The 25,140-nt window shown below is 50.7% G+C and carries 20 protein-coding genes; 12 read left to right on the top strand and 8 right to left on the bottom strand.

The genetic code is table 11. From position 1 onward, the window contains the following. Nucleotides 1-38 precede the first annotated feature (38 nt). The 5 genes from JNJ77_17670 (at nt 39) to JNJ77_17650 (ending at nt 10,911) form a co-directional block, all read left to right on the top strand. Nucleotides 39-3,035 (top strand): PD-(D/E)XK nuclease family protein, encoded by a 2,997-nt coding sequence (locus JNJ77_17670; protein ID MBL8824420.1) that lies wholly within the window; start codon nt 39-41, stop codon nt 3,033-3,035. After that, entirely contained in the window at nt 3,032-5,839 is a 2,808-nt protein-coding gene (locus JNJ77_17665; GenBank protein ID MBL8824419.1) for a UvrD-helicase domain-containing protein, read from the top strand. The genes JNJ77_17670 and JNJ77_17665 overlap by 4 nt, the downstream gene beginning before the upstream one ends. 173 nt (nt 5,840-6,012) lie before the next feature. Then, nucleotides 6,013-7,539, top strand: a complete 1,527-nt coding sequence (locus tag JNJ77_17660) for an undecaprenyl/decaprenyl-phosphate alpha-N-acetylglucosaminyl 1-phosphate transferase (GenBank protein MBL8824418.1) — start codon at nt 6,013-6,015, stop codon at nt 7,537-7,539. Nucleotides 7,540-7,583: 44 nt separating this feature from the next. Continuing rightward, nucleotides 7,584-10,025 (top strand): polysaccharide biosynthesis tyrosine autokinase, encoded by a 2,442-nt coding sequence (locus JNJ77_17655; protein MBL8824417.1) that lies wholly within the window; start codon nt 7,584-7,586, stop codon nt 10,023-10,025. An 88-nt stretch (nt 10,026-10,113) separates the two neighbouring features. Further along, the gene (locus JNJ77_17650; protein ID MBL8824416.1) at nt 10,114-10,911 is read left to right on the top strand and encodes a protein tyrosine phosphatase; all 798 of its coding nucleotides are present in this window, start codon (nt 10,114-10,116) and stop codon (nt 10,909-10,911) included. Between the two features lie 52 nt (nt 10,912-10,963). Here JNJ77_17650 and JNJ77_17645 read toward each other — a convergent pair whose 3' ends face one another. Both JNJ77_17645 and JNJ77_17640 read right to left on the bottom strand, forming a co-directional pair. Next, nucleotides 10,964-12,343 carry a polysaccharide biosynthesis/export family protein gene (locus JNJ77_17645; protein ID MBL8824415.1) on the bottom strand — a complete coding sequence of 460 codons (1,380 nt, stop codon included), beginning with the start codon at nt 12,341-12,343 and terminating at the stop codon, nt 10,964-10,966. 69 nt (nt 12,344-12,412) lie between these two features. Then, the gene (locus JNJ77_17640) at nt 12,413-13,105 is read right to left on the bottom strand and encodes a hypothetical protein (protein ID MBL8824414.1); all 693 of its coding nucleotides are present in this window, start codon (nt 13,103-13,105) and stop codon (nt 12,413-12,415) included. 229 nt (nt 13,106-13,334) lie between these two features. Here JNJ77_17640 and JNJ77_17635 point away from each other — a divergent pair, with 229 nt between their 5' ends. Both JNJ77_17635 and JNJ77_17630 read left to right on the top strand, forming a co-directional pair. Continuing rightward, the gene (locus tag JNJ77_17635) at nt 13,335-14,288 is read left to right on the top strand and encodes a bifunctional riboflavin kinase/FAD synthetase (protein MBL8824413.1); all 954 of its coding nucleotides are present in this window, start codon (nt 13,335-13,337) and stop codon (nt 14,286-14,288) included. Continuing rightward, nucleotides 14,282-14,530 (top strand): NifU family protein, encoded by a 249-nt coding sequence (locus JNJ77_17630; GenBank protein ID MBL8824412.1) that lies wholly within the window; start codon nt 14,282-14,284, stop codon nt 14,528-14,530. Before JNJ77_17635 ends, JNJ77_17630 begins: the two co-directional genes overlap by 7 nt. A 96-nt stretch (nt 14,531-14,626) precedes the next feature. On the opposite strand, the gene fabG is transcribed toward JNJ77_17630, so the two are convergent. Together fabG and JNJ77_17620 are read right to left on the bottom strand one after the other, a co-directional pair. Further along, nucleotides 14,627-15,388, bottom strand: coding sequence for a 3-oxoacyl-ACP reductase FabG (gene fabG, locus JNJ77_17625; GenBank protein ID MBL8824411.1), 762 nt, complete (start codon nt 15,386-15,388; stop codon nt 14,627-14,629). Between the two features lie 141 nt (nt 15,389-15,529). After that, the gene (locus JNJ77_17620) at nt 15,530-16,744 is read right to left on the bottom strand and encodes a tetratricopeptide repeat protein (GenBank protein MBL8824410.1); all 1,215 of its coding nucleotides are present in this window, start codon (nt 16,742-16,744) and stop codon (nt 15,530-15,532) included. 157 nt (nt 16,745-16,901) lie between these two features. Here JNJ77_17620 and JNJ77_17615 point away from each other — a divergent pair, with 157 nt between their 5' ends. After that, nucleotides 16,902-18,548 carry a serine/threonine protein kinase gene (locus tag JNJ77_17615; GenBank protein ID MBL8824409.1) on the top strand — a complete coding sequence of 549 codons (1,647 nt, stop codon included), beginning with the start codon at nt 16,902-16,904 and terminating at the stop codon, nt 18,546-18,548. A 73-nt stretch (nt 18,549-18,621) separates the two neighbouring features. On the opposite strand, the gene JNJ77_17610 is transcribed toward JNJ77_17615, so the two are convergent. Continuing rightward, complete coding sequence (locus JNJ77_17610; GenBank protein MBL8824408.1) at nt 18,622-20,133, bottom strand: MFS transporter; 1,512 nt, start codon at nt 20,131-20,133, stop codon at nt 18,622-18,624. Nucleotides 20,134-20,318: 185 nt separating this feature from the next. On the opposite strand from JNJ77_17610, the gene rpsR reads away from it, so the two are divergent. Continuing rightward, entirely contained in the window at nt 20,319-20,558 is a 240-nt protein-coding gene (gene rpsR, locus JNJ77_17605) for a 30S ribosomal protein S18 (protein ID MBL8824407.1), read from the top strand. A 69-nt stretch (nt 20,559-20,627) separates the two neighbouring features. On the opposite strand, the gene JNJ77_17600 is transcribed toward rpsR, so the two are convergent. Together JNJ77_17600 and JNJ77_17595 are read right to left on the bottom strand one after the other, a co-directional pair. Next, entirely contained in the window at nt 20,628-21,164 is a 537-nt protein-coding gene (locus JNJ77_17600; protein MBL8824406.1) for a hypothetical protein, read from the bottom strand. 132 nt (nt 21,165-21,296) lie between these two features. Continuing rightward, entirely contained in the window at nt 21,297-22,376 is a 1,080-nt protein-coding gene (locus JNJ77_17595; protein ID MBL8824405.1) for an RNA methyltransferase, read from the bottom strand. A 200-nt stretch (nt 22,377-22,576) separates the two neighbouring features. Between JNJ77_17595 and JNJ77_17590 the strand changes: the two genes are divergently transcribed. From JNJ77_17590 to JNJ77_17580, 3 genes are read left to right on the top strand one after another with little or no spacing between them, the layout of a single operon-like run. Continuing rightward, nucleotides 22,577-23,398 carry a menaquinone biosynthesis protein gene (locus JNJ77_17590; protein ID MBL8824404.1) on the top strand — a complete coding sequence of 274 codons (822 nt, stop codon included), beginning with the start codon at nt 22,577-22,579 and terminating at the stop codon, nt 23,396-23,398. 40 nt (nt 23,399-23,438) lie between these two features. Beyond that, entirely contained in the window at nt 23,439-24,563 is a 1,125-nt protein-coding gene (mqnC, locus tag JNJ77_17585; GenBank protein ID MBL8824403.1) for a dehypoxanthine futalosine cyclase, read from the top strand. 51 nt (nt 24,564-24,614) lie between these two features. Beyond that, nucleotides 24,615-25,013 carry a hypothetical protein gene (locus tag JNJ77_17580; GenBank protein ID MBL8824402.1) on the top strand — a complete coding sequence of 133 codons (399 nt, stop codon included), beginning with the start codon at nt 24,615-24,617 and terminating at the stop codon, nt 25,011-25,013. A 32-nt stretch (nt 25,014-25,045) separates the two neighbouring features. Here JNJ77_17580 and JNJ77_17575 read toward each other — a convergent pair. Further along, on the bottom strand, nt 25,046-25,140 hold a 95-nt coding region (locus JNJ77_17575), incomplete at its 5' end, for a transposase (protein ID MBL8824401.1).

The raw sequence follows: 25,140 nt of genomic DNA, 5'->3' as shown, positions 1-25,140 counted from the left end.
CCAGTGCGGAGAGAGGAGAAAATGCAGCAGGATGTTGTATGGTATCAGGGAACGATCCACGTCTTGATGAACTGGCTGAGATAGCCAAGAATCTGTCCGAAGCACCAGTAAAAATATTACTACTCAGTTCAACACTGGCCTCTGCACAAAACCTGGCCGAACTCTTTCATCAGGCTTACCCACAATCCCTTCGAATATATCCCTGCTCACTTTGGGAGCTTGCTGCAGAGTTGGCTTCGCCGTCCGTTTCGTTTTTCAAGCTCAAACTATTGACGCCGCTACAACAGGAATCACTCGTCGCTACGGCCTGGCATCAAGCCAAATCGGAACTGCCGGTGAAAGTAGTTGAGGCTTTCCAGAATCACTCGCAGATTATTCCGAGCCTTCGTTCCACCATTCATGAGATGCGTATGGTGGGAATGGAATCTGCGGATATCGATACCGAAGCATTTCCCAATCCTGATAAGGGAGTGCTTCTGAAAGCGGTGCTTCAACAGTACGAGCAACTACTCAATAACGGAGCCTTGGCTGATCCGGCACGAGTGCTGGTTCTTGCTCGTGATCGCCTGTTAGCGGAGGGCGGAATACCAAGCTGCAAAATAATTCTTGCAGAGGAAATAACTGCCAAGGGCCTGTTTCAATCGATATTGGATCATCTGCCCATGGATGATGTGGTTCCATTATCCACCAAGAGACCAGCCCCTAATCGCCGTGCGTACCGGGACTCGCAACGTTTGGCTTGGTTGAATAAACCGCAGCAGGCTCCCGTGCCTCTCAATGATGGCAGCTTGATAATGCATCGGGCACTCAGCCCGGAATATGAAGTTCGCGCTGTTCTGGGAACGCTGATCAGAAACCAGATTCCATTTGATGAAGTGGAAGTGTTCTACACAGACGAGAGCATCTACCCTGGGTTGTTTTATTCTCTGGTCAACGGGCTTCGCCATACATCCGAAAAGAAAGTCCCACTCTGTTTTCGTGGTGGCATCCCACTGATCTGGACCAGACCTGGCAGAGCTCTGCAATTCTGGCTACGCTGGATTCAATCATCTTTCCGACGTGAGCCGCTGATCGAACTGCTGCTCCAGAGATTGCTGATTCTGCCGAAGGATCACGAGGAAACACTGCTCAACCTGATCCGTTCCATTCCTCCATGCACCAGCAAATCAAGTTGGCTCAGACAGCTTCAACTTCATATTGATCATCCTGAAGCTAATGCGTTAAGAAACCTGTTTCAGGATATTCTGGAGCCAGTTCCCGAAAGTAACGAGAACATCGAGCAAGCCTGGAGAGCGGCAGAAAAACTACTCAATCAATCCGTTTGTGATGATTCATGGGATCTTCAGGCAACAAAGTTTTTAGAAGAGATGCTGAGCGTCTTCTGTCAGGAATCATTTCAAAGTACGCTGCATGTCTGGCAACGATTGTCGGCCCGGCTGGAAAACTCCACTTTGCCAGATGAAATGGAGAAGCCCGGCTCCCTGCTGTTGACTCCCATCAGCCTGCAGGAATCGCCTCGAAAAAAGTGGCTGTTCTGTATTGGAATGTCAGAAGATCATTATCCGTCCATACCCCGTCACGAATCGCTGCTGACGGATCGCGAGCGGCGGGTGCTTTCGCCTGAATTGCAGCAACAAACGACGCGTGAATTGCTGCGTCAGCAGGATAACCGTTTTATCCGCTCCTTGCAGGAGTATGACGGCCAGGTGATGTTCACTTATCCCAGTGCAAATCAAATGGAAGATCGCGAACTGTTTCCGAGCCAGTTGTTTCTGCGGATATTTCGATTGCAGACTGGTTTGCCAGAAGGTGATCTGCACGAACTGGAAAGCTGGCTGCCTGCTCCCCTGGGGCCGGATACATCGCTTTGCCATCTGACGCCGACGGAAAGCTGGCTTGATCATTTTCCGGAACAGCCCTTTACCAATGCACTTTTTCGTAGTGATTTCCCCATGCTCTGGCGTGGAGCACATGCAGCGAAGAAACGTAAATCCTATCAATTCACAGAATTCGATGGATATGTACCCGAAGCTGGTGGTGAGTTTGATCCGATGCGGAGTAAGCGCAGCTTCTCAGCACATTCGCTTCAGCGTTATCACCAGTGTCCGCTGAAATTTTTCTTTCATGATGTGCTTCGTCTTCAAGCACCAGAGTACACGAACATCCAGCCTGGACAATGGTTAACGGCACTGCTTCGTGGTGAAATTCTTCACGATGTTTTCCATCAGTATCATGTGCAATTGCTGCAGGAACGCCGCAAGCCTGATCGACTGAAGGATGCAATCTTACTTCAGCAACTGCTCCAGAAGACATTGCAGCGTCGAGCCGAAGTACTGCCGGAGACTTCGGCTCACATTCGCAACCAGGAAATCAGCCAGCTTCACGAATCGCTTCACTTTTTCCTGCTGGGTGAAGCACAATTGGCTGATCAATATACTCCGCGGTATTTCGAAACCACCATTGGCATGAAACATCCGCCAGGCTTATCGGAACTGGACACTGATGAACCTGTTTCGCTTCGGCTGCCTTCCGGCAAGACCATTCAAATACAGGGGCGGATTGATCGCATTGATACCGTTTTGTTGAACGCATCGCCATCGAGTGAGTATTACATCTGGGATTACAAATCAGGCCGTATTGCAGAGTTTCAGGGAACAGCATTGCGTAAAGGTGGGCAGATGCTTCAGCCTTTGCTCTATGTGGAGATAGCGGAAAAACGGTTGCGGCAAATCATTGGCAACGAAGCAACGGTGACGGGAGCAGGCTACTTTTTCCCCGGCCATCACGGTGGGCAAGGAGATCGCATCCAGTGGCCTGCAACGGAACTTCGCAAACACACATCCTTAATTGATGCAGAACTGGAACTGATGCAGGCGGGTATTTTTCTTGCTACCGATCAGCAGGAAACCTGCAGGCTTTGCGAATTTAAGACAACATGTGCGGTTGGCGAAGTGAACGACCAGGCACACCGAAAACAGGGACACCAACAGAACCCGATACTAACTCCATTACGGGTGCTCCGAAAGTCATCATGAGTCAACGTGCACAGCATATGGTTCCCGAAGACCAACCTGTACGGGACAGGTTGATCAGCAGCTTTGATCGCAATTATCTGGTGGAAGCCTCTGCAGGTTCAGGCAAGACAACGGTATTAGTAGAGCGATTGGTGCAGATGCTGGCTCAGGGTGTAGCGAAAGTAAATGAAATTGCCGCTTTGACGTTTACCCGCAAAGCTGCGGGCGAAATGCGTTCACGGTTCTTCATCAGGTTGGAAGCTTCCTGCCAGGCAGCCGAAGACTCGCGCATCAAAAAAAGGCTGACACAGGCACTAGAACAAATCCATCAGTGTTACATCGGCACCATTCATGGCTTCTGTGCCCGGCTGCTTCGCGAGTATAGTGCAGAAGCTGGATTGCCTGCAGGGTTCACCGAACTGGATGAAGATGCTGACAGCGATATTCAGGAAGAATTGTGGCTCGCCTGGGAAAACGAGTTGCTGAACGGCAATGACCCCATTTTGCTGGAACTGCAGGCTGCCGGTCTTGCACCTTTGGATTTGAAAGAATGTTTGTTCTTGTTTGAAAAATACAGTGACATTCCAATCTGGCCGGCAGCAGAGACACAGCCTCCAGATATCCGTAACATTCGCACACAGTTGGAAAGTTATTACCAACACATGGCGTCGCTTTCGCCTAATTTGCCTGCTGACGCTGCTGATAAACTGATGCAGAAGTATCGCAGGCTGCCCAGGCTGGTTGAGAATATCAACTGGAATGAAGCCGCCCAGGTGATAAAACACCTGGAAGAGTTTACACCCATTAATTCTGGTGCCAGCCTGACCAAGCGTCGATGGCCGGGCGGCGTCAAGCAGTGTGATCAGGAATGGGATCGATGGAATCTCTTTTGCGAGCAGGTGATTACCCCGTTACTCAATCAATGGCGCACGTATCGCTATCCCATTGTTATCCGATTTCTTCAACAATCAGAACTGTATTTCCGCGAAGAGCGACGCCGGCTTGGCTTGATCAACTTCCATGAATTGCTGTTGCGCACCGTGGAACTGGTTCGCCTATATCCGCAAGTACGCAAGCAGATTGCACAGCAATGGAAACGCCTGCTGGTTGATGAATTTCAGGATACCGATCCGCTTCAGGCAGAATTGATTTTCTGGCTGACAGCGCAACGCAATGTCAGTCACTGGCTAAAGGTTCAACCAAGACCGGGCAGTTTACTGCTGGTCGGTGATCCGAAGCAATCTATCTACCGTTTTCGCCGGGCTGATTTGCAAGTCTATGACCAGGTGAAAAACAGGTTACTTGCTGCTGGTGGTGAAGCGGTAGAGCTTACTTCCAACTTTCGCTCGCAGCCTGCTCTTGTCGAGTGGTTCAACTCCACCTTTGAAACGGTTTTTTCTCAGGCCCAGCCTGGAACGCAGGCAAATTACTCATCAATGCTGCCTGGCATTCAATCACCACATCCGCTCAGTCAATGCCTGCGATACCTGGAGATTTCGGAAGAATCTGCAGGCACCAGGACAGAAGGTGTAGCTCAAGCCGAAGCGGATGCCATCTGCCGATTCATTCAGGAAGCTTGTGCAGGCAATCTGCACCTGGAGCGTTCAGAATCGGAACTCAAGCGGGGACTGACCAGCCAGGCTGTGCCTGATGACTTCATGATCCTGAGCATGGCACGAGAACGCCTGCAGGTTTATGGCGATATGCTCGGGCAGTGGAAAATACCTCACCAGGTGACTGGAGGTTCGCAACTCAATCATTTCTCCGGTTTGCGATTGCTCTATCTGCTGCTGAAGAGCGTCAGCGATCCTGATGATTCAGCATCATTGGTTGGCCTCTTGCGCAGCGAACTGTGTGGCATCAGCGATGCACAACTGTATGCTTTTCAGCAAAGTGGAGGTAAGTTTCGCTGGTCTATCACTCCCGAACCACAACATTCATTTGCAGGTTTGATCCAGCCTGTCTTTCAATTACTCCAGGAAATGTCTCAGCACTTGAGCATCATGCCTGTATCTGCTGCATTAGAGCGGGCTGTGCAGAAGTTAGGGTTCCCGCTCTGGGCAAGATTAATCAGCCAGGAAGCTGGTACTGGCTGCCTGGCTAAAGCACTGATTTGCATTCAACAGGAAAACTCGGAGGACCAAACTGTAGAGGGGGTACTGCGTTCTCTGGAACGATTGATGGAACGCAAGCCTCGACGGGATGGCATGTTCATTCCCAGCCAGGCTGGTGTCGGTGTTCGCATCATGAACCTGCATAAAGCCAAGGGGCTGGAAGCTCGAGTTGTCATTCTGGTTGATAGCCAAGGCGGGTACTCCAAAGAGCGTGAGCCGGAACTGCATGTGAGCCGTGAACAGGCTGAGCCTGCAGGTTATCTGCATGTCATGAAGACAGTTGGCCTCTATTCCAAGACCTCGCTTGCTTATCCTTCCGATTGGCAGCTGTTTGCGAGCGAGGAACAAACGCGCATTGCAGCAGAGAAGCAACGATTGCTCTATGTAGCAGCTACGCGGGCTAAAGATTTACTCGTCGTTTGCTATCGTACCTCGGCCAATAACGGTTCAGCCAACCAGCGAAACCCCTGGCAGGAACTCATACCGTTTCTCGGTGGTGCAAGCAGAATTGAGCCAGACGTGTCGAGACAGCCACCTGAGACGACACACAGTCAGGCACAGTTTGACCAATCCAAGCAACCGGCACTATCGTTTGATACTGCCTGGCTTGCCTGTTTGACTCCACAGCAATCTGTCCGTAAGAAACCTGAATGCTTTTGCAGCCCAGATTCTTTATCCTGGGCCAGAATGTGGCAATCTAGTATGTCGTAACCTCACTACGATGCTGAACATCCTGCTTCGCTGCGTGCAGTGAAGAACAGGAAAAGATGTGCATTTCCTTTGGCTGGGATGCGGTTTAAGGATAAAATGAGGCCTGTATGAGGAGGCACACACTGGAAGGCTTACACATTGCCGCAGTAAGCCTTTGTCAGGGTAGGAGTTAGATGCATTTCGCCTTGCAGCTTTTGATTCTTTTCACCGTGGGATTGCTCTTTGCAATCGGCATGACGCCGGTGGTAATGCGCCTTGCAACACGTATCGGGTTGCTCGACCATCCGGATGGCACACGGAAACTTCACGCCAAGCCAACTCCGGTAGCAGGCGGCCCGATTATTCTCTTTGGTACCTTTTCAGCCATCATGGTTGGCTGGTTCCTGGGTGGCACCACGGGCGAGATTCTGCCTGAACAATTTGCCATGCATTTGGGCATTCTCATTGCCGGTGGCTTAATCTGCGCACTAGGTGTCCTGGATGATTTTGGCCGGTTGCGTGGACGATTCAAACTTCTTGGCCAGATAATGATTGTTGCACTCGTGATTGCCAGTGGAACCAAAGTGGATCGTATCACGCTATATGATGGGATGACCATCGAACTGGGTTACTTCGGGGTCATTTTCACTGCATTCTGGCTACTGGGCGCTATCAATTCACTCAACCTGCTCGATGGCATGGATGGGTTGCTTTCCACCATCGGCTTGGTCACCAGTCTTGCCTTTATGGGAGTGGCATATCTCAATGAAGTGTGGGCCACAGCCTGTGTTGCTGCTGGTTTAGGCGGTACTCTGTTGGGTTTTCTCCGATTCAACTTCCCACCTGCCAAGATATTCCTGGGTGATTCAGGTAGTATGCTCATTGGTCTGACCATTGGAATTCTCGGTATTCAAAGCTCCATGAAAGAGCTAGCCACCGTAAGCCTTGCAGCTCCGCTCGCACTCCTGATTCTCCCGATTTTCGACACCCTGGCAGCGATTGTCCGACGCAAACTGACTGGTCGAAGCATCTACGATGTTGATCGCGGGCACCTGCACCACCGTATGTCAAGTTCAGGCTTTTCCAACATCAGCATTCTGGGCATGGTCGCTGCCATGTGCCTTATAACGACGCTAGGTGCATTGCTGGCTTCTTACCTGCGAAATGGCATGTATGCCCTGATTTCAGCAGGCATGGTGGTAGCGATACTGATTGCCACCAAGATGTTTGGCAGTGTTGAATTGACACTCATTCGCAAACGCCTGGCTAATACGTTTTCCAACATGCTAAATGGCAGAACGCCTGGCCAGGTGCGGGAAATGAGCATTCAACTGCAAGGCTCAACGAATTGGCAGGATTTGTGGAACCGTTTGACAGCCTGGGCCTACGAACATAAGCTGATCGGATTACGCCTGGACGTGAATGCCCCGGCCTGGCACGAAGGATATCACGGCCATTGGCAACTTCACGATCTGGACATTCAATCCAACGAAGTTTGGCAATTTTCTCTGCCTTTATGCATCAAAGCGACTGTAGTGGGAAGAATGGAACTGGAAGGTTCCATTCACAGGCCTTATGCTGAGGTATTGGCTCAAATCAGTGCCATGATTCTAGATGTGGAACAGGTGTTGACCGAGATGGCAGAACGAGTCCCGACTCATTCTGGCGTCAAACCGCAGAAAGTACCTGTTCTTTCTGATTTGCATTTAGAAAATGTATGATGGCTGTGGAATGAGCGAATTAGTCTGTCTGTAAGGAGACAACGATGACTCGTCCTGAATTGCTGGAAGGAACGCCTGTTCAAGCGACGCATGACATGATGTTGCAACAGCAGGAAGCTGTCTCACAGTCCAATATCTACCGCATAGCCTGGCAGCGCAAGTCGCTGCTGATTCTTGGCTTGATTCTCTCGCTGGTCATTGGCGCTTTGTATTACACCCAGAAAGATCCGGTATTTCAATCACAGGCCTTGCTGTCCGTGCAGCGAAAGCTGCCACCTCTGATGGCCAATGATCCTCGTGCTGCTTATTCCATGAACGATGATTATCTGACTTACCACGCTACATTGTTACGCACCCCGATCATCTTGAAAAATGTCATTCAGGATGCTGACATCAAGAAGTTGGAAACGTTTCTGGGGAAAAGTCCTTCCGACATGCTGAACATTCTCATGTCAGGGCTACTGGTCGTTCGCGATAACCGCGATCCCAATGGACGCAGCCCGGTCCTTCAGATTTCTTTCAAAGGTCCAATCGCCAACGATTGTCAGACTATTATTCTAGCAGTCATTAAGCACTATAAAGAATACCTCAAAGAGAATAACCAGAACCAGACCAGCGATTTGATCTCCGTCATTAAAAAAGCTGAAAACACCATTCAACAGGATTACGAAAAGCTCCGCAAGGATCATATTGCATTCATGGAGCAGAACCCGGCCATTCCAACTACCACCTCCGGTAAGAATCCGATGTACGCCCGATTGGATATGCTGGAAAACACCCGTGTCATAACCATGGAACGCAAACTCGAAGTCCAATCTCGACTGGATGCGATCAGCAAGGGATTGGAATTAGGGTATAACCGTTCACTCTTATCACAGTTCCAGGGCAGTTCACTGGTGCGACCTGGTCAGGAAAATACCCATGCCGTGCCAGTCACCAATACCAGTGACCGACTCGTTCAACTCGATCTGCTGGAAAAAATGTACGAATCGAAATATGGGAAGAATCATCCAGAGTTGAAAGACGTCAGACTGCAGATTGCTGCATTGCAATCGCACCTGACCGAACAAACCAAGGAACTGAACCAGATCAAAGATGAAGTCATCAAGGATGAAATGTCCAAGAATCGAGAGACTCCTATTCAATCGATGGTCAATGCATTCAAACTCGAACTGATCCGCTACGACAATATTCTGAAAATCCTGGATACCGAAATTGCCAAGGAACGTGACGCCGTCAAAGATCTCGGCAAACTGGTGGTGGTCAGCAACGATTATGAAGAGAAGAAGAAAGCAACGCTGAAGTTGATCACCACGCTGACCGAGCAAATGAGCAGCATCAAGGTTTCCAAGGATGAAGTCAACTACGCTGCAGAAACCATTGCTGATCCCTCGATGGCCACCAAGGTGGAGCCTCGACTTTTTGTCATCATGGTGCTTTCCTCCATTTTCGGCCTGCTAGGTGGATTCGGGTTGGCCTATCTGGCAGACCTCACGGACAAGAGCTTCCGCAGCCCAGAAGAAATCCGCCGCAGGCTCAACATCCCCGTGGTTGGTCATATTCCGATTCTTATCTCCGAAGAGGAAGCAGCCAAGCTGGAAGGCGCCATCAATGGCCCCGACCCTACACTGGTTACCTACTATCGTCCCAAGTCACGCAAGTCAGAAGTATTCCGTGGCATCCGTACCGCTCTCTACTTCAGCACGGGTGGCGAAGGGCACAAGGTTATCCAGATCACCAGTCCGAACATGGGTGATGGCAAGACGACGCTCTCCAGCAATTTGTCAGTGTCAATTGCACAGTCAGGCAAATCGACCATTCTGATCGATGCTGACTTCCGCAGGCCGCGATTGCACAAGGTTTTTGCAGTACCTTCTGAAAAGGGATTTGCAGCAGCCATCATGGGGCAATGCGATCTCCGCGATGCCATTCAGCCTACTGTCATTCCCGGCCTTTCCTTGCTGCCTTGCGGACCGATTCCACCTAATCCTGCTGAACTGTTGACCTCTCCACGATTCAAGGAACTGCTGGATGAACTCCGTGAACAGTATGATTACGTGATCGTCGATACGCCTCCGCTGCTGGTCGTTACCGACCCATGCGTCGTGGCTCCTCGTGTAGATGGAGTATTGATGACGATGCGTGTCACCAAGAATGGCCGACCCATTGCAGAACGTGCCCGCGACATCCTGATGTCACTCGGCGCCAAGCCGCTCGGCATCATCGTCAATGGCGTATCCATGCAAGGCCCAACCGGTTATGGCTATGGCTACGGCTATGGTTATGGTTATGGCTACGGTCAATACGATTACGCCCAGGCTTACCAGTACAAGTACGATTACTCCGACCGCTACTATGCCGGTTATGGCGACGAAGGATATTATCAGGATCGCGATGCAACGGAAATCACACCTCCGATGCCTCACTCCGATTCCACGCCAGCCAATCGACTGCCGATGGAATCGCCTGCCGATCAGCCGAAATAGCATCTCACATGGCAGTACCAGCAGCCCGTGTTCAACAACACGGGCTGTTTTTTTGTAGTTTAAACGGGACCGGGACAGGAAAGCCTTGATGATTCCGATAGTCGATATGCACTGTCATCTGCTGGCTGGACTGGATGATGGACCCAGGCAAGTGGCAGATGCCATTGAGATGTGCAGAATGCTCGCCCGACAAGGCGTGGGAGCGGTGCATGCGCTGGCACATCAGAATGAACAATATCCTGCTGTGACTCCTGACCTGATACGTCAGCATATCAAACTCCTGCAAGACACCGTACGCGAGAATAAATTGCCCCTTGCTGTCATGCCTGGCGCCGAAGTGATGGTGCATCCACGCACCTTGCAGAGTGTCGATGAGAAGCAATATCTATCGATTGCAGACCGTGGGCAATTCATGCTGATCGAACTACCCCACGCGGTCTTTATCGATTTACGACCCATTGTTGCAGGGCTGATGCAGCGTGGAATACGACCCATTCTGGCTCACCCGGAACAGGTTCAGGAACTGCTTTTTTCAGATTCCACCGCGGAAGAACTAATTCGTCTGGGCTGTCTGTTTCAGCTTTCGACGGGCAATGTCACCATGCCGATGACGAAACGACACGGGCAGGCGATCAAATCGTGGGTGCAGCGCGGGTTTGTACATGTGATCGGTTCGGATGGTCACAGTCCGGGCCGCCGACCGCCGCTCATGGCGGAAGCTGCTCAGATCATCTACAAGTGGACTGATTCACTGCGGGCAAATCGCATATGCGGACTGAACGGCATGGCCATTCTGCAAGGATTGCCACTGCGGATTGATCCCCCCCAGGCCCCACGCAACTTGTTCTGGTTTGTTTCCCAGTGGTGGAGCAAGCTGCGCAAATAAACACAGCAGGAAGCTCTAGGCCACCTGCTGTGCGATTGATCGTTCAAAATGATTATGGTGATCGACCAGAAAAGCTAATCGAAGTATTGATGCCACCTGTACTGTTAGTTGTATTGAGGATGCTACTGAAGTAATTGAAGTTGAAGGTTTGGGTAATGTAACGTGCAAAGCTTTCGCCAAAGGATTCCTGCAGGATCAGAAAATCGCCTGGCTTGACAAGTATGCGTTCACGGGGGTCAACCAGCGCTTTGGCGAGATCGACGCGAATGATTACACTCTTGCCTTCATGCCACTGTCGAACAATGGTCAAGCAGGTGGGATTGGGGCTGCCCAGACCGCCACCGACGAACGTACCGCCAAAGTTAGTCGCGGACTGAGCACCGTTGAACAGCGGACCGTGTGCCTGTCCCACCGCTTCCAGAACATCAAGGTCGTAATCTCGCGGGAGAGTAAATTCACCAGGAGGCAACAACCCGCCAGTGTAGTAGAGTTCTGTTTCACGGGTTTCGATGAAGACCGCATCGCCATCACCCAGTCGTACATCTTCTGGCAAATATGGCACAACGGCACCTGGCTTCAATCGCAGCGGAATGCGAACTACTTCCAGCCCGGTGTTGCCTTCAGCATCCTTGGTCAGCACGGTTTTGCCTGTCTTGATCTTCTTAAGATCGGGCATGACCAGTTGACCATCCTTCCCGGGACGATAAGCTCCGCGGAAGATCAGCACTTCGTTCTTGGCATCGAGGCCCGGCAATCCACCGGTTCGAGACAAGGCAGTTGCGACGTCGCTTTCATTGAATTGCAGATCAAGCACGATGCCGGTACCACGCTTGGTGTTGTTTAATCCACCTTGACCAAACGTCACCGAACCGGAATCCTGCCTGAGCACATATACTGCATTGGTGCGTTGTTTCTGTATGGTCACGGAAACGCTGGCGTTTTCCGGTTTCAGAATCTGCCAGACTTCAATGTAGTGTCTTTTGATCTCTTTTTCCGCTTCCACAATGCTCAAGCCAGCCACTTTAATGGGTTCTGGCGACAATGGCAATGATACTGTTCCATCATCCCGGATGACGAATGGAAACCCGATAGACGGGGGCAATCGAGTATCAGGTAATTGCACGACCGGTGGTATGGATTTCTCATCACCAGTGACGTTTCTAATGTAAACACCGAGCACATCATTCGGCTGGAGTATATAAGGATCCTGCTTGGGTGCTTTCAGGAATTTTTCCGGGATGGTCTGTTCAATTTCCCGTGACTCACCCAGCATTTCCCGGGGAAGACGATTTACGGGAATCGCATTAGCAGTTGGATTGGACAACGATGCACAGCCGGACAGCCCGCCAGATATCAGCATGACTACAGCCCAGGCTGACAGGATTTTCATTCCGTTGAACATAGCTGTCTTCTTTCCAAGGCGCCATTTCATGATTGACTCAGCCATTTTGGTACTCTCCATCTGCAGACTCCACCGTCTGTTCCTGCTGACTGAACTTCCCTAGCGCGGTGGGTTCGATCGGTTGGGAACAGGAGGTGCAATCATGCGTTCCACCTGAATAATGGGTGGTGCAGGTGGTGGCATGGGTTTTCCTTGTGCAGTTTTCGGTGGTGTGACCGGAGGCTTGACAGGCCCTTCCTTGTCGGTGCCGGGTACTTTGTCCTGTGACTTGGCCGGTGGTGTCGCAGGTTTGGTAATCGCCTCTGGTTCGCCCGGTGGTGCAATATCCGTCAAAATTTCACGTGGTGGCACTGACGAAACCGGTACCGTTACATAATCGCGCAAACCGCTGGCCTGGGCAACACTGGAACCGTGTTTAAACCCTGCAAACCAGTCCTGGATGGCTTCATGTCCTTCGGGATTCTGGTAATACAACCGCCAGTAAGTTCGTGGTGGAGTCGTTGGTGGATCACCTGTTCCGCCCATGTCCATGTAGTCGCGGAAGCCGTCATAAAAGCCTCGTCGGTAATGACGGGAGTAGACATCACCATCACGGGAGCAGATTTCATCCCAGGCTTCATCAGCCAGGTGTTTATCACGCAGATGCCTGCCGCATGCGTCGGAGAAGCGATCCCAATGCAGCGGATCGGCAATGAGGTTGCTGCCTAGCTGTTTGTACAGACCACACCCACTTTGAAGCAGGCTGGCAAGCACGATGGCTCCAAGTAGGTATCGTGAGGGCTTCACCCGCATGGTTGGCATCCTTGCACCGCGTACCGTTGCCACGGCAGGAACGCTGCCGGCGCGAGGCACTCTGTCATTTGATCGGATGGCTGGACGTAACGAGATTAACGATTCTACCGAAAGTACGCTTAAATAGACCTATCGTGGCAAGACAGGCAAATTAGCGGGAATTACTTTCAACTTGCATTCAAGTCGAAAATGAAAAACAATTCTCTGACTGGTTTCCTAGAATGATGGCATGAATGTCATTCATTGGGATGGCTTAAGCCCTGCCCCACAAACTATCCAGAATCACGTAGTTACCATTGGGAATTTTGATGGAGTACATCAAGGGCATGCTGCACTCTTGCGTCGATTGAATGATCGGCAGAAGTTGATGCAGTTGCCTGGCATGGTGATAACGTTTGATCCGCCGCCTATCAAAGTACTGAAGCCTGATTATTCACTGGAACAACTAACTACACTCGATGAACGCATCCAGTTAATAAGGCAATTTAACATCGAGTCGATTCTGGTTCTTAAGACCTCCCCGCACCTGCTTGAACTCTCCGCCTGGGGTTTCTGGAACGAGTTACTGGTTTTGCAACTGCAGATTCGTGGCATGGTGGAAGGTCGGAATTTCTGTTTCGGGAAAGATCGACAGGGCGCCGTTGAGCACCTTGAAAAATGGTGCAACAATATAAAAGTGCCTTTGGATATCGTGGATGACATCTATCAGGATGGAACCAAAATATCGAGTTCCGTGATCCGGCAGGCGCTGAAGCAGGGAAATATACCAGTCGCTAATCAAGCACTGGCACGCACCTATTCTCTGTATGGCACGGTAGTTCACGGAGATCATCGAGGCAGTAAGATTGGCTTTCCTACCGGTAACCTTGCCAACATCCAGACGCTGATTCCTCGCGATGGCGTCTATGCCTGCCTGGCACAATGTGAAGGCAACGCCTGGCCGGCTGCAGTCAATATCGGGCCTAACCCTACGTTTGGTGTGATGCACCGGAAAGTAGAAGCCCACCTGCTCGGTTTTCAGGGCGACCTGTACGGCAAAACGATAACGTTACAATTCATCGCCCGTCTGCGCGATACACAGCCCTTTGCATCTCTTCAGGCTTTGCAATCGCAGTTACAACGGGACATTCAGCAGGTGGATAAAATAGTGAAAAGGTCTACAGGAACGGTATCATCATGCTGACCAATGAGTTATCACAGCGTGTAGAAGAAGCTTTTCGCACTTCACTGGTACCTGCACTGCAGGCATCCGGGTTGGAATTGAAACTGGCCGGCGTGGACAGCGATGGTGTGGTGCAAGTGCATCTGCAGGGCGCCTGCCAATCGTGCCCCAGCACCGCGATGTCGCTGATCATGGGGATTGAGAGGCGACTCCAGGAACTGGTGCCAGAAGTGAACTATATCGAGATAACGCCAGAGCGATGAATGTGGGACACGTTTAAAACGTGTCATCAGGGGGATTATACGCTAAGACGTCGCTTAACACTGTCACGATACAATCGTGACCCACGACATCAGAAGCTATTTAGTCAGATATCCGCCATCAACCACCAGGCATGTGCCTGTGACATAAGCTGCAGCATCGCTGGCGAGAAACACTATCGGGCCCTGGAGTTCATCAGGTTGCCCCCATCGTCCCAGTGAAGTGTGGTCACTGAATGCTTTCTTTTCTGTTTCATTGAGCAAACTCATAGGCAAATCGGTCAGAAATGGCCCTGGGGCGATACAGTTTACCGTGATGCCATAAGGCCCAACATCCATCGAACTGGCTCGCGTCATTCCCAGCAAACCTGATTTGGTTGCAGAATAAGCATTGCGTTTTTCCTTGGAGACAAATCCGAAGGTGGATGAAATGTGGATGATGCGACCCCATTTGCGTTCTTTCATGCCTGGCACCACGGCACGAGTCAGCGCCATCGCTGAAGATAGATTGAGTTCCAGAATGTAGTCCCAATCCTGATCCTTGATGGCATCAATAGCCGAAACGATGTTGGAACCGGCATTGTTGACGAGAATATCAATCCGTCCAAACTCTTTGATGACAGCGTCTGCCAATCGTTTCGATTCTTCACGTTGGCTCAGATCGGCGACGAACGACTTACCTTTCCTCTTGGTGCCTGCCAGTATTTCTTTCATTGCTTCGTCGAGTTCTGACTGATTTCTGCTGCTGATGGCAATGTCAGCACCAGCTTCAGCCAGGCCGCGAGCCATGGCTTTGCCCAGCCCTTTGCTTCCACCGGTTACCAACGCAATTTTTCCTGATAGATCAAACAGCTTGGACATTTCACTTGTCCCAGGTTGCATTGATTGTTTCCATTCAGCAACCACACCCCGCCGGAGTGTGGCACGGGTTTCGGGAAAAAAGCATGTCATCAGGCAACTCGTGCACTGATGACATGACGACTCGTATTGAGTCAGGCCAGATTACTTCGTCAGCTCTTTCAGTTTCTTTTCAACCTCAGGTTTTCTGGCCTGGTCCTTGTAGTTGAAGGTCACTGCAGCCAGGGCGGCTTCGTAGGACTTCTTCGCTTCGTCCTTTTCGTTCAAAGCCATCTGGATATCACCGAGGTGTTCCATGAGTTCGGTATTGCGGCCACGTTCATGGGTGATGGCTTTGAGCATGTACTCCTTGGCTTCCTTGTACTTCTTCTGTTTGAAAAGCACCCAGGCCATGCTGTCGAGGAAGGAAGGATTTTCAGGTTCAGCTTCGACAGCCTTTTTGATCATTTTCTCCGCTTCATCCAACTTGCGATCATGTGAAGCGAGGATGTAACCCAGATCATTATTCAAGCCAGCCTGGTCAGGTTTTTTCTTGAGAATCTCGCTGAGTATGTCGTAGGCTTTATCTACATTGCCTGAATCAGCATAGAGGTTGCCAATCACTTCGCGATACCGGTCCTTGCGTTCATCGTTGTCTGAGTCTTCAATCATGCGTTCGTAGACCTTGATAGCATCGCCCAGGTCGCCTTTGTAGGTCAGGAATTGAGCCTTCGTGCCATAGATCAGATTTTTCGCTGGGCCAGTAAAGGCATCTGCATCAGCTTTCTTTTGGAGATTGTCCATCAGTTTCTGAGCATCTTCGAATTTGCCTTGTTGCATGACGGCGCGAACCAGATCCAGTTCCGCATAAAATCGGGTAGTCGCAAGAACATTGAGATCTTCTTCATCGTCTGCATTGATTTGAGTAGCAATGATCTTTCGGGCAATTTTCTCGGCTTCCGCGGGGCGATTATCGGCCAGGTAAGCCTCCATCAGATAGACGCGATTGTTGGAAAGCTTGCGAACGCTTTTAACCTTATTGGCTTTATCAATGGCAATCAGCAGAAACTCGATGGCGGTTTTATTTTCACGCACTTCCAGTGCTGCCATGCCAAGAATATGAGCGCTGCTATAGGTGAAGGTGTTATCTTCCTTCTTGGGCAACAGGGCAGCACCGGCTTTCACCAGGGCTTTCGCATACTTCTTGTCATCTGCAATTTCTTTCAGTTTCTTGTTGATGGATTCTTCGCTGCGTAGCGTATTCAGCGCCTGCAATTCCTTCTGCATGTCATCGGCTGACTTATCCTGAGCAATGAGAGGCATCCGGCAGATGCCCAGCAAAGACAGAAGTGCAATGAGTGTGATACTTTTCCTGATCATGGTAACTCCTGTTCAAAACTCAAGTCGAGACAAGCTCCGACAATTGAGTTAAATACATCCTGTCTTTACTTATCGTATGCTGAATACGTGGAAAATGCCAACCTCAACTCGCCATCATCGTCAGCCAATTTGAAATTAATTCACCCATGAAAGATACATGAATCTTGTGATAGACTTGCAGGCAGAGTATGTTGGTAATGTCGGCGACTCAACTGAGGAATGCATGATTGGCGAACAAATCGGCCCATGGACCATTACCCGCAAAATCAGCCAGGGCGGCATGGCTGATGTTTATCTGGCTGAGGCGAAAGACCCCATGCGAGGGGCCCCTGGCAAGGCAGCCATCAAGCTTCTGCGGCTGGATGATCTGGAGAATTGCGACCGGGTGCTTGATCGATTTCATCGCGAGGCAGATATCCTCCGTGCTTTGAAACATGAAAACATTGTTGAGCTTTATGAAAGCGGTGAATTCCGTGGCAGACCTTACCTCATCATGGAGTATGTAGAAGGTCTTTCGCTGGATCGAGTCCTCGAGCAACGAGGCAAACTGAACTGGGAAGAAGTAGTTGTCATCGGTCAGATGGTGGCCAGTGCCTTGCGATTTGCTCATCGGCAGGAAGTGATTCATCGTGACCTGAAGCCTGCCAATCTACTGGCCAACTGGGATCGGCATGTGAAGCTCACCGATTTCGGCATTGCCAGGCTTTTACACGATGATCGCATTACCAAGGAGAATGCAGTTGTCGGAACGGCGAGTTATGTTTCTCCTGAACAGGCGGCAGGAAAACCAGCTACTCGCAAAAGCGACATCTATTCGCTGGGCATCATTCTTTACGAGTTGTTAACGAGTCGATTGCCATTTGAAGCAGACAGTGCTGCAGAGTTGCTGCATAAACATCGTTACGCCCAATTTGAATTACCTTCGAGACTGGTAGAAGATATCCCGCATGATCTGGACAAGCTGATTGAATCTATGCTGGATAAAGATCCGGACAAGCGGCCTGCCAATGCATTAGCCGTGGAAGATGCACTGAAGAAGCTGCAGAAGAAATATGACCGGAAGAAGCAATACACACCCAAGCCCGGTGCTGCTGCGACCAAAGTGATGGAACTGGAGAAATCAGAGGAAGATGAGTTGTCGCAGCTTCGCAGTAAAATGCGACAGCAACGGCCTGCGTTTCCAGCACTGCAGGCAGGCATCCTGCTCGTGGCGTTGGCTGGTGTCGTTGCAGCATGGTTCTGGCTCAGACAGCCCGCCTCATCAGAAACACTGACGAATCAGATTCAGCAATATCTGCAGCAAAACGACTGGAACGCTGCCCAGGCACGGCTGGATCTGCTGAACAAGCATCATGCTGCCAATGTTCCCCCAGAACAACGGGACGAATTGCAAAGACGCATCACGAGCATGAAGACGTATGTGCAGGCCAAGGTCATATCAGGCCCCTACACCTTTGCGCCGCCGGGCAGTGAAGCTGAACGGTTCTATCGACGTGGCGTGCTGGCTTATTACTCAGGCCAGGTAGATGAAGCCCGTTCTACCTGGACTCAGCTGATTACCGCATTCAAGGATACCTCTGCAGACTCAGCCTGGGTACGATTGGCTGAAGAAGCTATCAAGCAGAGTGAAGGAAGTATGTTGCCTTCCATCGAGAAGCTGCTGGCGAACTTGAAAGAGAATGATGCAGCGGGTTATAAAACACGGCTGCAGGAACTCAAGAAGCTTTATCAGACCTTGCCAGATAGCGCGTGGCGAAACCAGGCACTGAAAGCAATTGAAGAGCAGTTGGGTAAATCAAACTGATACTGTCTAAAACAAAACCCCCTCACCCCCAACCCCTCTCCCGCCAGGGGAGAGGGGAGAAGATGAAGATCTTTTACTCATGCTCCGCACCGTGCTTTGGTTCGGGCAGGAAGAAACTCACTACTACAGCCAGCACGCAGAAGAAACCCGCAGTGATGGCAGCAGCGTGAGCGGTTAGAAGTGGTGGCGTAAAGTTTTCCTTGACGATTCCCACCATGGGCAAAATCACAGGAAGTATAAATAACGTAGCGAGTGGGTTGCCTCCGGTACCCAGCATTCGACCGCCAACGTTGGCTGCAAAACTTTCCCCTGTGCCACGCAACTTCACCGGGTAGACCAGCGGAAGGTAATTACCCCAGAAACTGAATTGCCCCACGATAAAGAACGCTGCCAGGAATATACCGATCTGGAGATAGAGCAGACTGTCCTCGCCGGCACGTCCTGTAGCACAGTACCAGAACACGAACGGCGTGATGATGAGCGCTGGTAGCTGGAATATCCGCAGCAACGTGCGGCGACTCACGATGACAATGGCCAGGTAAGCCAATGCAAAACGACCTACGAGGCCACCCAGTTCCTGCCACAGTTGCACTTTGGAAACGGTGGCTTGAGTGTTTTTGTTGACTTCAATCGCTTTCTTTCTGAGCCCTTCAACACTCTCAACCTTGAATTTTTTCAGAGATTCTTGCGTTGCTCTCGCATCAGCATCAGGTTTGCTGGCTGCCTCATAGGCTGCACGCAGTGGTGTGATCTGCCCTGCCCCAGGAACCAGCCCAGGCACAATCTGTGGCAACAACTGAATCGCGCCAAATGCAACACCATACACACACATCATGAGGATTGTCGAAACAAGTGTGACCTGACGCAGCTCAGGAGAAAACAGCGAACCAAAACTGGGTCGAGTCAGGGTGCCAGCCTTCCGTTTCGCTTCCCAGGCAGGCGATTCAGGCAGGAAAGGGCGAATGAGGATCAAGGGAATAGCTGGAAGAACACCCGAGATCAGAGTATATCGCCAGGCCTCGTGCTTGTCAAAGATGGCTGGAAAGCTCTCGGCATAGTGATTGCAGAACCAATAAGCACCGGTCACCATCAATCCACCCAGCGAGGAAAAGGCCTGGGTGTAACCCAGCACTGCTTCACGCTGTTTGGGATGCGTGAACAGTTCAGCCAGCCAGGCGGTGGCAGCGACAAATTCAACACAGACACCGATAAAAGTCAGGCAACGGAAGACGAGCAGCATTTCGGGAGTTGTTGCAAAGCCGGAGGCCAATGCCGAGAAAGCGTAGAGAAGAATGCTGTAGGTGAGGACTCGGCGGCGGCCAAACCAGTCGGTCAGATATCCGCCCAGCAGGCCAAAGATGCCGCCACAAATGGCGCTGGCGTACATGGTGTAGCTGAACCACTTCAGAATTGCATCGTTACCTGAAGCGGTAAACTGATCAACTCCGAGCAGTTGTTCCAGTGCGGGACGCCCCACCAAGGGCCAAACCAGTAATTCGTAGATATCAAAGGCAAACCCGATGGCTGCAATGATGACAATCAGCCATTGGGTACGGGAAAAACGGGGCATGGGTTCGTTAGACATTACGGGCTTCCAGAAAACGATATGCATCTAAGTTAGTAATCCGATTGGAATCTAAAACCCATTGTCATGGCAGTTTCATCAGTTCCGCCCGTATTTTGCTGAAATTTGATGTCTACTCTGACTTGCCAGTTGATACTGCGTTCCTATACTTCCTGTTCCCAAAAAGTCTGGAGATGAAGGAACCCATGGCTAAGAAACGAATGCCATTGCCGAAGCAGAAGTGCCGATTTTGTACACCACAAGGTTGTCCCCGCCCTGCATTTGTCGATTACAAAGATATCTCAGGTCTTAAGAAGCTTTGCACCGCTCAAGGCCGCATGTTTGGCCGCAAGCGTAGTGGTATCTGCGCTACTTTCCAGCGAGCAGTAAGCCAGGCCATCAAGCGTGCCCGAGTGATGGCCTTGCTGCCCTACGTTGGCGAATAGATTTCGGTCATTCATAAGAGAAGCCCACGGCCTGTAGACCGTGGGCTTCGGTTTTGATGTGTTTTCGTATTATCGAATTCGATAGTGGAACCCCATAGAAACTGGGGGTGGCGGATACCGTTCGTAAATCACCACGGGTGGGGGCTGTTCATAAACCACACGCCGTACTGGTTTTCTTCCACTGTCAAGCATGGCATTGATGACGTTGTCGCTCACGCCCTGATTCTTCAGTTGCACGACGTCGCCGGAACCAAGCTGGAATACGGTTCGTGATGTCTGAATCTGCTTGATGATGGTTGATTCATGCACGTTGGATTGTGTCAGGTATACCACATCCTGGATGGACATGGGGCCTTGTGAGGTTGCAGCGGCCTGCATGGCTTCGCGATGTTCCTTACGATCTTCCGCATTTCCCACCGCAGCACCGGTTAATGCACCCACGCCGGCGCCAAGCAAAGCACCTGCCCCGGTATTGCCTGCAGCTTTACCAATGATCGCACCAGTTCCCGCTCCGAGCAAGCCACCTACCGCTGCTCCGGTACCTTCATGGGTTGCACAACCCATCACCGGAACCATCAACAGCAGCCAGGAGTATCGCATCGTCATGGTTATCCCCCTTGATTCCCAAAAACACAATGCTCCAATTCATAGTATCGGCACATGGTGCAGCAGTGCATCAGGAAATCGGGACATGGCTATAACTCAGAACGGGAATTTGGTCAATATCGCCGATGCGGCTTAATAACTGGAATACGCACTGCGCCAAACTGAAATGGTGGCGGGCCAGCCCAGCAGCCGAATGCTATACAACCCTTCCTGTTGCCAGCCTTGTTCCCAGGCAGCAGCCTGCAAGGCTTCTATGTCGCTGGCGAGGATGACTGCCTGCCCACCCGGTTGAAGCACTCTCTGCCACTCTGCTACCATGTCGGCGTAGAGTGCAGAGATTTCTTCAGGCTTGTTTAATTGTCTGCCAAAGGGTGGGTTGCAGAGAATTTTTGCAACACTCCCCTGCCTGAGTGGCAATTCGCGTGCATCCCAGCGCACCAGTGGCGGGCGTTCCCGCCATTGTTTCAGATTAGTGCCTGCTGCCACCAATGCATTCTTGTCGATATCGCCGCCCAGCATCACTGTTTTCCAATTGGCACTGAACGACTCGGCAAGAAGAGTCCCCGCTCCGCAGCAAGGGTCGATGGTCAAGCCTTCCTGAGTTCCCAATCGCACCATAGAAGCAGCTACCACGGGTCGCAGCGATGCCTGAATATGTTCTGATTTGTAAGTACGGTGGCGTAGCTTGCTGTCAGAAATTCTAACACCGCACAAAGCACGCTTGCCCATGATGCGTAGCCAGATTTCCAAAGTAGCATCTTCGGCAGTTGGAATCAGGTGGCCAGGAATTTTTCCACGCAGCCCTTTATCGAGGGCTTCAAAGGCATCGCTGCGTTTGTAGCCATGTTCGCCCAGCATTTGAGTGATGAGCCTGAAACTGGGTCTGCCTTTCGGCTTCGGACGAATGGCTTTGTGAAATTCCAGCAACCTCGGCCAGTCGGGTTCTTTAGCGGTCCATTTCTGGATCATCTCGAGGTCTTTGGCCTTGAACGTTAGGGCATCAGAACCCCAGGCCAGCAGAAAAACATCTTCCGCGGTTCGCAGCTTCAAGATGTTCTTATCGAGATGATCTACCCGAAATACGACCACACCGTTCATCTTTTTCTTGACAATACCGCCAAAATCTTCTTCAATCTCTCGCGCAGTGACTGCTTCCAAACCAGGAACGGTAAGTGCAAAACAGGCTGGAACTGTTTTTTCAGCACGCGGCATGGAAAACTCTGTTTTTCTAAGACTGCCTGACACAAATTGAGCAATGTTCCCTCTCCACTCTGGGGAGAGGGGAGAAAGCACACAGTGCATTTTACAGACAGTCTGTGTCTTTCATACCCTATCCAGCTTTCAGAAAATATTGAAACTTGAGAGATGAATCTTAAAATATACGTAACCAGGCTACGAGGCGAATATCTAACATGTCACGACGCATACAGATCGGTGCTGTGACGTATCTGAACACCAAACCGCTTATTCATCAGCTTGAGCAAATAGCTCCTGAAGCTGATCTCATTCTGGATTTACCCAGCCGCCTGGCGGATCAACTGGCTCAAGGCATACTCGATGTCGCCTTGATTCCCATTGTTGAAGTTTTTCGTGGATCAGGCTATCGCATCATTCCCAACATTGCTATCGCATCGCAAGGTCCTGTCTTGAGCGTAACGGTATTCAGCAAAGTACCCTGGCAACAGATAACAACACTGGCACTTGATGAAGGTTCCCGCACCAGCGCTGCACTGGTTCAGGTCATACTCGACAAAAAATACCAGCGAAAGGTTTCTACCAGACCGTTTCTGATGGATCAGCCTGCTGAGGAAAGTGATGCAGATGCGGTTCTGCTCATTGGCGACCGTGCCATGAAAGCAGCGTTGCCGGGGTATCCCTACAGTTATGATCTTGGGCAAGAATGGACCGAATGGACTGGCTTACCCTTTGTGTTTGCCGTCTGGGCGGTTCGTTCGGGTGTAGAACTAGGCACGGTTGCTACTGCACTCCTGGAATCCAAACGGCAAGGCATTGCTCAGGTTGCAGAAGTTGCCTGGAAGGAAGCACAACGGCTGCAACTCGATCCTGCGTATTGCCGACGGTATCTGACAAACATCATACGATTTGACCTGGGACAGCCCGAATGGGAAGGCATTAAACGTTTTCATACGTTGGCTGCTGAACTGGGGCTGGCTCCTGCGGAGGTGAATTTTGGCGACTACCGTGAAAACAACACACTCGTTGCCTCTCGCTGAAAGTGGCAGTTGCAGCAGCACACCGTCCACCTTTATTCCGATGGTCCGTGGCAAAGCACGGCCTGAACTGTTGCCACCCGTGAAGCAAACGTGGCCTGCTACTGATATCAAGCCGTTGCTGGCAAAAGTGCTGGATGGTAAGCGCCTTTCTCGCGATGAAGGCGTGCAACTGCTGCGTTCAAGCGATTTGCAATCGATCGGAAAAGCAGCCCTCGCCATCAGTGAGAAGCTGCATCCGGAAACACATCGCACGTACAACATTGATCGCAACATCAATTACACCAATGTCTGTGCAGCAGTGTGTGATTTCTGTGCGTTTTACCGCAAAACTTCTGACACTGATGCCTACATCCTCAGCAGGGAAGAACTCTACAAGAAGATCGAAGAAACCATCGCAGTGGGTGGCGATCAGATTCTGCTGCAGGGTGGCAATCATCCCTCTTTGAAACTGGAATGGTATGAAGATCTGTTTCGAGATCTGAAATCACGCTTTCCCCAAGTGAATTTACATGCGTTCAGTGCATCGGAAATCTGGCACTTCCATAAGCTCAACAAGTTGCCTGTGAAAACTGTTTTGGAACGGCTGAAGGCAGCAGGGCTTGGCAGCCTGCCCGGAGGTGGTGGCGAAATTCTGGTGGATCGTGTTCGCCTTGCGATGACCAAGAACAAGGTTCTCACGCAGGAGTATCTGGAAGTTCACCGAACGTGGCATCAGCTTGGTGGCAAATCAACCTGCACGATGATGTTCGGGCACATTGAAACTCTGGAAGAGCGCATTGAACATCTTGATGTATTGCGTCAGCTACAGGACGAGACCGGTGGGTTTACTGCATTCATCTGCTGGACATTCCAGCCTGAGAATACTGAGATGGCACACATTCAACCTGCAGGTGCGTTTGAATACCTGAAAACGCAGGCAGTGGCCAGGCTTTATCTGGACAACATTCCGAACATCCAGTCATCGTGGGTGACGCAGGGTTTGCAGATTGGCCAATTGGCTCTCTACTATGGCGCCAACGATATGGGCAGCCTGATGCTGGAAGAAAATGTGGTTTCCGCAGCAGGCACCGTGCATCATCTTACGCTGGAACAAATCAAGCAGGCGATTCGGGAAGCTGGTTATGCGCCTAGACAACGGAATGTTTTTTATCAGTTGATAGATTGAGGTTGGATTATCCGTGGTAGCCAGTGGCACCAAATCCGATGGAAAACATCGATGTTTAATTTCATCAAGCAGCCAATGATCATACTTATGCTCGCCTTACACTTGTCAGGATGTGCGTCTGAGTCTGAGACAGATATTTCCAATGCTAGTGAATACAACTTTAGGCAGTTTTCTGGGACTTCCTGGAAAACTAAAGTAAAAACTGCAGTTGCGGAAATGAAGGACTACAAAGGAAATAGTCGATTATGCCTCTTGCCTCCAGTTTTCTATGACAAAACTCATCCTACTTATACTTCGCAAACCAGAATAGAACGAATTATTGAAGAAATGCCAATCGGCACCCGATTAAAAATCGCGCGATTATTAAAAGACAACGGCAAAGCTGGATTGATTACCATAACTGCAAAACTTGAGGATGGTAGAGAAGTAATAGTTGTTAGGCAGTGTTGATTCATGCTGTTGAATCCGGGCAACTTGGGGAATCATTTGAGCCAGATGGTGATGGCAGCGAAGAGAATCATGCCGAGAAAGTTTCGAGCCGTCTTTTCGTATCGGGTCGCCACTCGTCGGCATTGTT

Source organism: Planctomycetia bacterium (assembly GCA_016795155.1).
GTDB lineage: Bacteria > Planctomycetota > Planctomycetia > Gemmatales > HRBIN36 > JAEUIE01.
This window is presented reverse-complemented; position numbering and strand designations above follow the sequence as displayed.